This is a genomic window from Agromyces sp. CCNWLW213, assembly GCF_037199545.1.
Lineage (GTDB): Bacteria > Actinomycetota > Actinomycetes > Actinomycetales > Microbacteriaceae > Agromyces.
Genome location: NZ_JBBBDX010000006.1, coordinates 221,554 through 233,449 on the forward strand (window position 1 = coordinate 221,554; position 11,896 = coordinate 233,449).

Here is an 11,896-nt window from a genome sequence, read left to right on the forward strand (position 1 = left end):
TCGGGTGGCGGCATCCGGCGACGCGCCTACACTGGTTCGGGTCGAAGGGGGTCGGAATGCGTCCGCTCAGCGAGGACGAGCTCCGGTCGTCGTTCGTGAACGCGACCGATCGGGAACTCGACGAGCTCGAACTGCCGCTCGAGTACCTGCTCGTCGACTGGGAGCACGTCGACGCGCTCGCCTGGCGCGACCGCAAGGCGAGCCGACGGGGCTACCTCGTGACGCTCATCGACGACGAGCCCGTTGGCATCGTGCTGCGCGCCGCCGACCCGCCCGCCTCGCGGTTCCGGGCGAGCATGTGCAACCTCTGCCACACGCAGCAGCCGGCCAACCAGGTGACGATGTTCTCGGCACGGCGGGCCGGCGAGGCGGGCCGAAACGGCGACACGGTCGGCACCTACCTGTGCAGCGACCTGTCGTGCCAGGAGAACGTGCGGCTCCATGCGCCGCTCGCGCCCGCCGAGGTGCGGAACGGCTCGCACGCGTGGTCGCGCATCGACGGCCTGGCCCGCCGCACGCGGGCGTTCGTCGAGGGCGTGCGCGCCGGCTGAGCCCGCCCGGCGGCCGGGCCGCACGCGAGGCGCCCGTTCCGAGGCCTACTCGGCGTCGAGCGCGACCGGCTCGAGTCGCGGTCGCTTCGCGCTGCGCCCGTCGCCCGACGAGCGTCCCGTGAGACGCCGCCCGATCCACGGGAGCACGTACTCGCGGTAGTACACGGCCGTGTTCCGGCTCTTCGGGCCGGGCGGGGCGGCCGCCACCTCGGCGACGCCCCACTCCTCGGGCACCGGCACCCCGAGGGCGGTGAGGACGTTCGACGCGACGCGGGCGTGACCAAGCGAGTTCAGATGCAGTTTGTCGGCCGACCAGTAGCGGATGTCGCGGAGTCCCCGGTCGGCGAAGTTGTCGACGAACGTCACGCCGTCGAGCGACGCGAGGTCGTACAGGGCCTGTGTCAGGCGAGCGCCGCGCGCATCGAACACCCGCCCGAGCGGGAGGTGCTCGGTCGGGTTCGCCCCGCTCAGCATGAGCACGTGGATGCCCTCGTCGCGGATGCGATGCACCGCCTGGCGGAACCGCTGCGCCACGTGCTCCTCGGGCATGCGCGGTCGGAGCATGTCGTTTCCGCCGCCGTTGAAGCTGATCACCTCGGGCTTCAGCGCGATGGCCGCCTCGAGCTGCTCGTCGACGATGGGGCCGAGCTTGCGGCCGCGGATCGCGAAGTTCGCGTAGCGCACCGGTTCGGGGGCGGCCTCCTTCGCGAGCCCGAGGGCGACGAAGTCGGCCCAGCCGCGCACCGTGCCGTCGGGCAACTCGTCACCCACGCCCTCGGTGAAGCTGTCGCCGATCGCCGCGTACGAGTGGAAGAGCATGCGTTCCACGCTATCGTGCGGCGTCCGTCGGCCCCACGGGTTGCGCTGCGGGCGTCATCGGATGCCGCGGCGTGTCGACACCGCCGTCCCTCGTCAGTTCGCGGCGTGGCCCTGGGCGTGCTCGAGTTCGCAATCGGCACCGGGGTAGAGCAGCGCCTCGTGCCCGTCGTCGAACCGCACCACGTACGGCGGTGCACCGTCGGCGCCGCGCACCTCGAGCACCTCGCCGTGCCGCTCGCCGCTGCCCACCTGCTTGCCGTGGATGACCAGTCGATCGCCGACCGTCGCCTGCATCGGGAACCCCCCTGTCGCGAGAACCGTCCTCGTTCCACGGTACGCCGCGGCGCCGCCCGCCGGAAGGGAGGACGTCGAACGCGGGGGAGGTGCGGACCCGGGATCCGCACCTCCGCGGCGGGCGATCTCCTCCGGGGCCGGCGACGCGTGCGGGCTTCAGTCGGTCGCGAGCAGCGCCGCCCACAGGTCGGCTCGCGCGTGGAACCCCGACAGGTCGCGGCCGAGCAGCTTCTCGGCGAGCGCGATGCGGCTGCGCACGGTATGGCGGTGGACGCCGAGCTCCTGCGCCGTCGCGTCGAACTGGCCCCCGTGCGCGAGCCACGACCGCGTCGTCTCGAGCAGTGCCGTGCCGTTCTCCTCGTCGTGCCGGATGAGCGGCTCCAGGGTCGCGCGCGCGACGGCGCGGGCGTCCGTCCGGGCGAGGAAGGCGAGGACGCCCTGACGGCTGATGTCGTCGAACATCGTCACGCCCGGCCCGGTCTCGCGGGCGCGATCGAGCGCGCGCCGCGCCTGCTCGTGCAGCGAGGCGAGACGCGTGACGGATGCCGCGTCCGAGACGCCGACGGGCACGTCGTACTCGGTCGCGAGCTCGTCGGCCACGCCGCTGTCCGCGTCCTCCATGACGAGCACGACCGCCTCGCCGTCGCGCCCGAAGAAGAGGCGTCCGTCGCGCTCGTCGACGCGCAGCTCGAGGAACTCGGCGACACGATCGATGTGCTCGGTGGGCAGGTCCGAGACCGCGACCCGCACCGGGTCGGCCGGGAGCGGCCCCCACATCTCCGCGGACACCTCGCTCGCGAGGTGCACGTCGCCGGCGAGCATCGAGCGCAGGAGCCCGGACCGCAGGTGCCCCCGGGCGCGGTCGAGGTCGCGGTTCTGCTCGAGCGCGAGGCCGGCGAGCGCGATCACCGAGGTCACGACCTCGCGCCCGGCCTGGTCGAGCTCGGGGGATTCCCCGATCGCGAGCACGCCGCGCAGCGCGCCGCCGGCGCCGAGCGTCTGCAGCGTCATCCGCTGCGGCCGCGCCACCGAGGCGCCCGCTTCGAGCGTGCGGCTCGCGCGCTGGCCCCGACGCAGCATCGAGCGGGCCTCGCCCACGACCTCGCCGAGCGCGGGCTGGCCGAGGCCGCCCTCCGGCGCCTCGCGATCGAGCGCCCCCGCGGCATCCACGAGCCCGACCCACGTGCCGAGCCGCTGGCTCAACTCGCTGAGCGTGGCCCCGAGCCCGTCGGGGCGGAGCGCCGCGAGCGAGATCGCGCGCTGCGCCTGCAGGGCCCACGCCTGCCGCGCGTTCGCGTCGGCCGCGTTGAGGTCGGCGATCGTGCGCGCGATGCGGATGAACGGCACGCGGTAGGGCACCTCGAACAGCGGCAGGCCGTGGCGGCCGCACGCCTCGACGAGCGCGACCGGCGCACCCGAGCGCACCACCTCGGCGCCGAAGCCGAGGGCGGCGAGTCCCGCGCCCGCGAGGCGGGCCACGTAGGCCTCGAAGAGGTCTGGGTCGTCGTGCCCGGTGTCCGGCCCGAACTGCGTGCCGGTCGTGAGGAGCACCTGGCCCGGTTCGAGGAACGGCGCCGGATCCTCGAGGTCGGAGCTGTGCACCCACGGCACGGGCGCGTCGAGCGCGCCGTCGGGCAGGCGCGATTCATCCGCCATCAGGGTGAGTGCCAGGTCGCCGCGCTCCAGCAGCGTGCGCACGGTGGGCTTCACGGGACCTCCTCGGTGTACGCCGCGTCGAGAACACTGGGTCCGAGTGTACATCGGGGCGGGGGTGGCATCCGATCGGCGCTGCCTACCATGGCCCGACACCGCCACCGTCGTCACCGCATCGGAGCACCCATGACCCTCGTCGAATCCACGGCCACCGTCGTCGGCGGCCCCGCCCTCCCGCAGGAGCGCCGCCTCGTCACCAGCATCCCCGGCCCGCGCTCGCAGGAGCTCATGAGCCGCAAGGCCGCCGCCGTCGCCAAGGGCGTCGGCACCACCATCCCCGTCTCGGTCGTCGCGGCCGGCGGGGGCGTCGTCGTCGACGCCGACGGCAATTCCATCATCGACCTCGGCTCGGGCATCGCGGTCACGGGCGTCGGCAACGCGAACCCGCGCGTCGTCGAGGCCGTCACCGCGCAGCTCAACGCGTTCACGCACACGTGCTTCACCGTCGCGCCGTACGACAACTACGTCGCCGTGGCCGAGAAGCTCAACGAGCTCACCCCCGGCGACCACGAGAAGCGCTCGGCCCTCTTCAACTCGGGCGCCGAGGCCGTCGAGAACGCCGTCAAGATCGCGCGCCGCTTCACGAAGAAGGCGGCCGTCGTCGCGTTCGACCACGCCTACCACGGCCGCACCAACCTGACCATGGGGCTCACCGCGAAGAACATCCCCTACAAGGACGGCTTCGGCCCGTTCGCGCCCGAGGTGTACCGCGCCCCGCTCAGCTACCCGTACCGCGACAACGGCCTCTCCGGCGCCGAGGCCGCGGCGCGCGCGATCACGCAGATCGAGAAGCAGATCGGGGCGAACAACCTCGCCGCGATCATCATCGAGCCCATCCAGGGCGAGGGCGGCTTCATCGTTCCCGCCCCCGGCTTCCTGCCCGCACTCGTGACGTGGGCGAACGAGAACGACGTCGTCTTCATCGCCGACGAGGTGCAGACCGGCTTCGGCCGCACGGGCGCCTGGTTCGCGAGCGAGCACGAGGGCATCGTCCCCGACCTCGTCGTGACGGCGAAGGGCATCGCCGGCGGCCTGCCGCTCTCGGCCGTCACCGGCCGCGCCGACATCATGGACTCCGCCCACGCCGGCGGCCTCGGCGGCACCTACGGCGGCAACCCGCTCGCGTGCGCCGCCGCGCTCGCCGCGATCGAGTCGTACGAGCAGGAGGGCCTCATCGAGCGCGCGCAGCAGATCGGCGCCGTGCTCATCGGCCGCCTCAACGCGCTCCGCACCGCCGACGCCCGCATCGGCGACGTCCGCGGCCGCGGCGCCATGGTCGCCATCGAACTCGTCGACCCCGCGACCGGCGCCCCCGACGCCGCGCTCACCGGCAAGCTCGCCGCGTACGCCCACGCCAACGGCGTGCTCGTGCTCACGTGCGGCACCTACGGCAACGTCATCCGGTTCCTGCCGCCGCTCACGATCAGCGACGAGCTGCTCGTCGAGGGCCTCGACGTCATCGCCGAGGGGCTGAAGCAGGCATGAACCCCGTGACGGCGCCGACGATGTCGCCGACGGATGCCGCGGCATCCGTCACCCGACCCGCCCCCTCGGTGGCAGCCGAGGCGACGCCCCTGGCCGACGCGCGCTCCCAGCTCGCCGAGGCCGTGGCGCTGCTCGGCTACGGCGACGGACTTCACCAGATGCTCGCGACCCCGCGCCGCGAGCTCAGCGTGGCCGTGCCGCTGCGCATGGACTCGGGCGAGAGCCGCCTGTACCTGGGCTACCGCGTGCAGCACAACTTCTCGCGCGGCCCCGCGAAGGGCGGCCTCCGCTACGCGCCGAACGTGAACCTCGACGAGGTGCGCGCGCTCGCGATGTGGATGACGTGGAAGTGCGCCCTGCTCGACGTGCCGTACGGCGGCGCGAAGGGCGGGCTCGCGATCGACCCGCGCGAGCACTCCACGGCCGAGCTCGAGCGCGTCACGCGCCGCTACACGAGCGAGATCCTCCCGATCATCGGCCCGGAGCGCGACATCCCCGCGCCCGACATCGGCACCGACGAGCAGACCATGGCCTGGATCATGGACACCTACTCGGTGAACTCGGGCTACACGGTGCCCGGCATCGTCACCGGCAAGCCGATCTCGCTCGGCGGCTCGCTCGGCCGTGCGTCGGCCACCTCGCGCGGCGTGACCCACATCGCGCTCGCCGCGCTCCGCCACGCCGGACTCGAGCCGTCGCGCTCGACCGCGGCCGTGCAGGGCTTCGGCAAGGTCGGTGCGGATGCCGCGCGGTTCCTCGCCGAGGCCGGCGTGCGCGTCACCGCGGTGAGCGACCAGTACGGCGCGGTGCGCAACGACCGCGGCCTCGACATCGAGGCGCTGCTCGACCACGTGCGCGCCTCCGGCTCCGTCGTCGGCTTCGCCGGCGCCGACGAGCTCGACCGCGACGCCGTGCTGACGCAGGACGTCGACCTGCTCGTCCCCGCCGCCGTCGAGGGCGTGCTCAACGAGGCCAACGCCCGCGACGTGCTCGCCCGCGTGATCGTCGAGGGCGCCAACGGTCCCACGACCCCCGCCGCCGACGCGATCCTGCGCGAGCGCGGCGTGCTCGTCGTCCCCGACATCCTCGCCAACGCGGGCGGTGTCATCGTCTCGTACTTCGAGTGGGTGCAGGCCAACCAGGCGTACTGGTGGCGTGCCGACGAGGTCGAGAGCAGACTGGAGGAGCGGATGCTGAACGCCTGGCGTCACGTCCTCGGCTACGCCGAGGCCCGCGACCTCTCGCTCCGCACCGCCGCCACGGCGCTCGCCGTCGAGCGCGTCGCCGAGGCGCACCGCATCCGCGGCCTCTACCCGTGATCGCGCGAGATCCGCGCACGACTGGAACGGACATCCAACGCATGACCACTGCAACGCAGGAATCCGCGCTCCTCGACCGCGTCGCCGACGGCCTCTTCATCGGCGGCGAGTGGGTCGAAGCCGAGGGCGGCAGGACCTTCGAGGTCCGCGACCCGGCCACGGGCGAGGTCATCAAGGCCATCGCCGACGCGTCGCCCGCCGACGGCATCCGCGCGCTGGACGCGGCCGTCGCCGCGCAGGACGCGTGGGCCGCCACCGCGCCGCGGGAGCGCGGCGAGATCCTCCGCCGCGCGTTCGACCGGCTGATGGAGCGTCGCGAGGAGTTCGCCCTCCTCATGACCCTCGAGATGGGCAAGCCGCTCGCCGAGGCGCGCGGCGAGGTCAACTACGGCGGCGAGTTCCTCCGCTGGTTCAGCGAGGAGGCCGTGCGCATCACCGGCCGCTACGGCTGGAACCCCGAGGGCACCGGCCGCATCGTGGTCGCGCAGCGCCCGGTGGGCCCGTCGTACTTCATCACGCCGTGGAACTTCCCGCTCGCGATGGCGACCCGCAAGATCGCCCCGGCACTCGCCGCGGGCTGCACCGTCGTCGTCAAGCCCGCCGCGCTCACGCCGCTCACGACCATCGCGTTCGTGCAGCTGCTCGAGGAGGTCGGGCTGCCGAAGGGCGTCGTGAACGTCGTCACCACGACGAGCTCGTCGAAGGTCTCCGGCCCGATCATCGCCGACCCGCGCCTGCGCAAGCTCTCGTTCACGGGCTCGACCGAGGTCGGCCGCAAGCTCATCGAGCAGTCGGCGCAGGGCATCCTCCGCACCTCCATGGAGCTCGGCGGCAACGCGCCGTTCGTCGTGTTCGAGGACGCCGACCTCGACAAGGCCGTGGAGGGCGCGCTCGTCGCGAAGTTCCGCAACATCGGCCAGGCGTGCACGGCCGCGAACCGCTTCATCGTCCACGAGTCGGTCGCGGCCGAGTTCGCGCGCCGCGTCACCGAGCGGGTCTCCGGCATGAACGTCGGCCGCGGCACCGATGACGGCGTGCACATCGGCCCGCTCATCGACGACGACGCGGTCGCGTCGACCCACGAGCTCGTGACCGACGCGGTCTCGAAGGGCGCGACGGTGCTCGCCGGCGGCTCGCCGATCGACGGCACCGGCTCGTTCTACGCGCCCACCGTGCTCGGCGACGTCTCGGCCGACGCGCGCCTGCTCCGCGAGGAGATCTTCGGGCCGGTGCTCGGCATCACCACCTTCTCGGACGAGGACGAGGCTGTGCGTCTCGCGAACGCCACCGAGTACGGCCTGATCTCGTACGTCTTCACGCAGGACCTCGCCCGCGGCCACCGCATGATCGACCGCCTCGACACCGGCATGATGGGCCTCAACACGGGCCTCGTGTCCAACGCGGCGGCCCCGTTCGGCGGCGTCAAGCAGTCGGGCATCGGCCGCGAGGGCGGCTTCGAGGGCATCCACGAGTTCCTCGACACCAAGTACACCCTGATCCCGGCCTAGCGCCGGTCGAGCGGATGCCGCGCGGCGAATCCACCGCGGCATCCGCTCACCCATGCACCCCCGCAACGAAGGAACCACCATGCAACGGATCGACACCGACGTCGTCATCGTCGGCGCGGGCGCCGCGGGCCTCACGGCCGCGACGGAGCTCGTCAGGGCAGGACGCGACGTCGTCGTGCTCGAGGCGCGCGACCGCGTCGGCGGCCGCCTGCACACCGACGTCATCGACGGCGCCATGCTCGAGGTCGGCGGCCAATGGGTCTCACCCGACCAGGACGCCCTGATCGAGACGCTCGACGAGCTCGGCCTCGAGACGTACCCGCGCTACCGCGAGGGCGTCAACGTCTACATCGGGCCGACCGGCGAGCTGAAGAAGTTCGAGGGCGACATCTTCCCGGTGCCCCCGGCGACCGAGCAGGAGATCCTGACGCTCATCGAGAAGCTCGACGCGCTCGTCGCCGAGATCGACCCCGAGCAGCCGTGGGCGCACCCGCGCGCGAAGGAGCTCGACGAGATCTCGTTCGCGCACTGGCTCGAGACCCAGACCGACGACGAGGAGGCACGCGAGAACGTCGGCATGTTCATCGCCGGCGCCATGCTCACCAAGCCCGCGCACGCGTTCTCGGCGCTGCAGGCCCTGCTCATGGCGGCCTCCGCGGGCTCGTTCTCGAACCTCGTGGACGCCGACTTCATCCTCGACCGCCGCGTCGTCGGCGGCCTCCAGCTCGTGCCCATCGGCCTCGCCGAGCGCCTGGGCGAGCGGGTGCGCCTGAACCAGCCCGTGCGCACCATCCGGTGGCAGTCGGATGCCGCGCCGGGGCAGGCCGCGGTCGTCGCCGTGACCGACGAGCTCGAGGTGCACGCGCGCGAGATCGTGCTCGCCGTGCCGCCGATCCTCGTGAACCGCATCTCGTACGAGCCGCCGCTGCCGCGCCGCCAGCACCAGCTGCACCAGCACCTCTCGATGGGCTTCGTCATCAAGGTGCACGCGGTGTACGAGACCCCGTTCTGGCGCGAGCAGGGCCTGTCCGGCACCGCGTTCAGCCCGTGGGAGCTCGTGCACGAGGCGTACGACAACTCCAACCACGACGACCCGCGCGGAACCCTCGTCGGGTTCGTCGCCGACGAGGCCGCCGACGGCGTGTTCAAGCTCTCGGCCGACGAGCGCAAGGCGCGCATCCTCGAGTCGATGTCGCACTACTACGGCGAGCAGGCCAAGCACCCGGTCGTCTACTACGAGTCCGACTGGGGCTCCGAGGAGTGGACCCGCGGCGCGTACGCGGCGAGCTTCGACATGGGCGGCCTCGCGCGCTACGGCGCCGACCTCCGCACGCCCGTCGGGCCCATCCGCTTCGCGTGCTCCGACATGGCGGGCAAGGGCTACCAGCACGTCGACGGCGCCATCCGCATGGGCCGCCTCGTCGCGGCGCAGATCCTGGAGGAGCTCGCATGAGCGACGTGACCATCGTCGTCGGATACACGGCCAACGAGGCCGGCGCCGACGCGCTCGCCCTCGCGAACCGCGTCGCGACCGCAGCCGAGGCGGTGCTCGAGGTCGTGATGATCCTGCCGTCCGAGGCGCGCAACAGCCTCGTGCCTGCGGACGCCGGCTACGAGCGGTACCTCCGCGAGCAGTCGCGCGAGTGGCTCGCCGAGGCGTCGAGGCACCTGGGGTCGGATGTCGCGTCGAAGCTGCACATCCGCTACGCCGAGTCGTACGCCGAGGGCCTCGTCGCCGCCGCGCACGAGTTCGGCGCGTCGCTCATCGTGGTCGGCGCCGCCGGAGGCGGGCTGCTCGGCCGCTCGCGCATCGGGTCGGTCGCGAACGAACTGCTGCACTCGTCCGACGTGCCCGTCGTGATCGCCCCGGCCGGGTCGCGCGAGGTCGCGGCGGCGCAGGGCGTCACGCGCATCACCGCGTGCGTGGGCACCCGTCCGGGCGCCGACGCGCTGCTCGACGCGGGCGTCGTGCTCGCGCGGGCGACGAAGGCGCCGCTGCGCCTGGTCTCGCTCGTGCCGATCGACCTGCCCCACGGCCTCGACCCGGAACTCGTCACGCTGACGAGCACCGTCCACGCCGAGGAAGTCCTCGACGAGGCCCGCCAGGCCCTGCCCGACGGCGTCGAGGCGACCGTCGAGACGGCGACCGGCGACTCCATCGAGGACGCCGTGCGCGCGCTCGACTGGCACTCGGGCGAGCTCGTGCTCGTCGGCTCGAGCCGCCTCGCGGCGCCGCGCCACCTGTTCCTGGGCTCGACCGCGGCGAAGATGCTGCGCGAACTCCCGGTGCCCATGATCGTGGTGCCGCGCACCACCCGTACCTCCTGAAAGACCGTGCAATGACGCAACGCAATCCCTCCGACGCTCCGCTCACCGAGGCGACCCGCGCGGTCGACTCCGCCGACCACGGCATCAGCAAGAAGGGCCTGTCGGCCGGATCGGTCGGCCTCATCGGCGCGATCGTCATCGGCATCTCGTGCATCGCGCCCGCCTACACGCTGACCGCCGCGCTCGGGCCCACCGTGTCCGAGGTCGGCACGCAGGTGCCCGCGATCATCCTGCTCGGCTTCATCCCGATGCTGCTCGTCGCGTTCGGCTACCGCGAGCTCAACCGCCGCATGCCCGACTCGGGCACGTCGTTCACGTGGGCGACCCGCGCGTTCGGCCCGTGGATCGGCTGGATGGCCGGCTGGGGCCTCATCGCCGCCACCATCCTGGTGCTCTCGAACCTCGCGGGCATCGCGGTCGACTTCCTGTTCCTGCTGATCTCGCAGGTCGCGGGCAACCCGGAGATCGCGGACATCGCCGCCAACCCGTTCGTGAACGTAGTCGTGTGCCTCCTGTTCATGCTGGGGGCCACCTGGGTCTCGTACCGCGACATGCAGACGACGCAGAAGCTGCAGTACTGGCTGGTCGGCTTCCAGGTGCTCGTGCTCGTGATCTTCTCGGGTGCGGCGCTCATCGAGGTCGCCAACGGCAACGCGTTCGACGCGACGCCGATCGAGCTCAGCTGGTTCAACCCGTTCGCGGTGAGCGACTTCAGCGCGCTCGCCGCCGGCCTGTCGCTGTCGATCTTCATCTTCTGGGGCTGGGACGTCACTCTCACGATGAACGAGGAGACCAAGGGCGCCGAGACGACCCCGGGCCGTGCCGCCACCCTCACGGTCGTCATCATCGTCGCGCTGTACCTGCTCATCTCGGTCTCGCTCATCTCGTTCGCGGGCGTGGGCGACGGCGAGTTCGGCCTCGGCAACCCCGACATCCAGGACAACGTGTTCTTCGCGCTCGCGGGCCCCGTGCTCGGACCGCTCGCGGTGCTCGTCTCGCTCGCGGTGCTGACCAGCTCCGCGTCGAGCCTGCAGTCGACGTTCGTGTCGCCCGCCCGCACGCTCCTCGCGATGGGCCACTACGGGGCGCTGCCGAAGAAGTTCGCCCAGGTGAGCCCGCGGTTCTTCACGCCGGGGTACGCGACGATCGTGTCCGCGGTCGTGGCATCCGTCTTCTACGCGGTCATGCGCTTCGTCAGCGAGAACGTGCTGTGGGACACGATCACCACGCTCGGCATGATGATCTGCTTCTACTACGGCATCACGGCGTTCGCCGCGGTGTGGTTCTTCCGCAGGACGTGGTTCCGCTCGGTGCGCGAGTTCTTCTTCACGCTGCTGTTCCCGCTCGTGGGCGGCGTCATCCTGTCGGTGCTGTTCTTCACGACCCTCGTCGACAGCATGGACCCGGACTACGGCTCGGGCTCCCAGATCGGCGGCGTCGGCCTCGTGTTCATCCTCGGCATGGTCGTGCTGCTCACGGGCGTGGTCATCATGGTCTGGCAGGCGATCAAGCGCCCCGCGTTCTTCCGCGGCGAGGTGCTCGCGCGCGCCTCGGCCGACTGAGACCGCCCGGGCCGTGCTGTCCAGCGCGCGGACCCGGTGCATGCGAACCGCCCCGCCGGCGACACCCGGCGGGGCGGTTCCGCGTTCGCGTCGCCGCTGCCTCCCGGCACCCCCCGCCTCCCCGCACCCCCCGCCTCCCCGCACCCCCCTCATCCGCGAGTCGCCGAGAACCGCTCCAACGCCGCGATCTCAGGTCGATTCCTGGCGACTCGCGCGGGGGGGGGGGGGGGGGGGGGGGGGGAGGAGGGGGGGGGGAGGGTATGGCGGTCGCGGGTGGGTCAGTTCCTCGCGGTTCAGGAGTTTCAGCGTCCCTTGTT

The 11,896-nt window shown here is 72.3% G+C and carries 10 protein-coding genes; 7 read left to right on the top strand and 3 right to left on the bottom strand.

What is annotated here, in order from left to right; all coding sequences use genetic code 11:
• Positions 1-56 precede the first annotated feature (56 nt).
• On the top strand, positions 57-551 hold the full coding sequence (locus WBQ80_RS13205; protein ID WP_336572727.1) for an FBP domain-containing protein: 495 nt from the start codon (positions 57-59) through the stop codon (positions 549-551).
• 45 nt (positions 552-596) lie between these two features.
• Here the strand turns inward: WBQ80_RS13205 and WBQ80_RS13210 are convergent, their stop codons facing one another.
• From WBQ80_RS13210 to WBQ80_RS13220, 3 genes are all read right to left on the bottom strand, one after another.
• Entirely contained in the window at positions 597-1,370 is a 774-nt protein-coding gene (locus WBQ80_RS13210) for an SGNH/GDSL hydrolase family protein (RefSeq protein ID WP_336572726.1), read from the bottom strand.
• A gap of 93 nt (positions 1,371-1,463) precedes the next feature.
• Positions 1,464-1,664 (bottom strand): DUF1918 domain-containing protein, encoded by a 201-nt coding sequence (locus WBQ80_RS13215; protein WP_336572725.1) that lies wholly within the window; start codon positions 1,662-1,664, stop codon positions 1,464-1,466.
• 156 nt (positions 1,665-1,820) lie between these two features.
• Positions 1,821-3,374 carry a helix-turn-helix domain-containing protein gene (locus WBQ80_RS13220; RefSeq protein WP_336572724.1) on the bottom strand — a complete coding sequence of 518 codons (1,554 nt, stop codon included), beginning with the start codon at positions 3,372-3,374 and terminating at the stop codon, positions 1,821-1,823.
• 129 nt (positions 3,375-3,503) lie between these two features.
• Between WBQ80_RS13220 and gabT the strand changes: the two genes are divergently transcribed.
• The 6 genes from gabT to WBQ80_RS13250 all read left to right on the top strand — a co-directional run bounded on the left by gabT (position 3,504) and on the right by WBQ80_RS13250 (position 11,579).
• A complete protein-coding gene (gabT, locus tag WBQ80_RS13225) occupies positions 3,504-4,862 on the top strand; it encodes a 4-aminobutyrate--2-oxoglutarate transaminase (RefSeq protein ID WP_336572723.1) in 1,359 nt (452 codons plus the stop codon).
• Between the two features lie 20 nt (positions 4,863-4,882).
• A complete protein-coding gene (locus WBQ80_RS13230; RefSeq protein ID WP_442892719.1) occupies positions 4,883-6,181 on the top strand; it encodes a Glu/Leu/Phe/Val family dehydrogenase in 1,299 nt (432 codons plus the stop codon).
• 41 nt (positions 6,182-6,222) lie between these two features.
• Entirely contained in the window at positions 6,223-7,689 is a 1,467-nt protein-coding gene (locus WBQ80_RS13235) for an NAD-dependent succinate-semialdehyde dehydrogenase (RefSeq protein ID WP_336572721.1), read from the top strand.
• A 79-nt stretch (positions 7,690-7,768) separates the two neighbouring features.
• Complete coding sequence (locus WBQ80_RS13240; RefSeq protein ID WP_336572720.1) at positions 7,769-9,142, top strand: flavin monoamine oxidase family protein; 1,374 nt, start codon at positions 7,769-7,771, stop codon at positions 9,140-9,142.
• Positions 9,139-10,017 (top strand): universal stress protein, encoded by an 879-nt coding sequence (locus tag WBQ80_RS13245; protein WP_336572719.1) that lies wholly within the window; start codon positions 9,139-9,141, stop codon positions 10,015-10,017. Before WBQ80_RS13240 ends, WBQ80_RS13245 begins: the two co-directional genes overlap by 4 nt.
• 11 nt (positions 10,018-10,028) lie before the next feature.
• The gene (locus tag WBQ80_RS13250; RefSeq protein ID WP_336572718.1) at positions 10,029-11,579 is read left to right on the top strand and encodes an APC family permease; all 1,551 of its coding nucleotides are present in this window, start codon (positions 10,029-10,031) and stop codon (positions 11,577-11,579) included.
• Positions 11,580-11,896 lie beyond the last annotated feature (317 nt).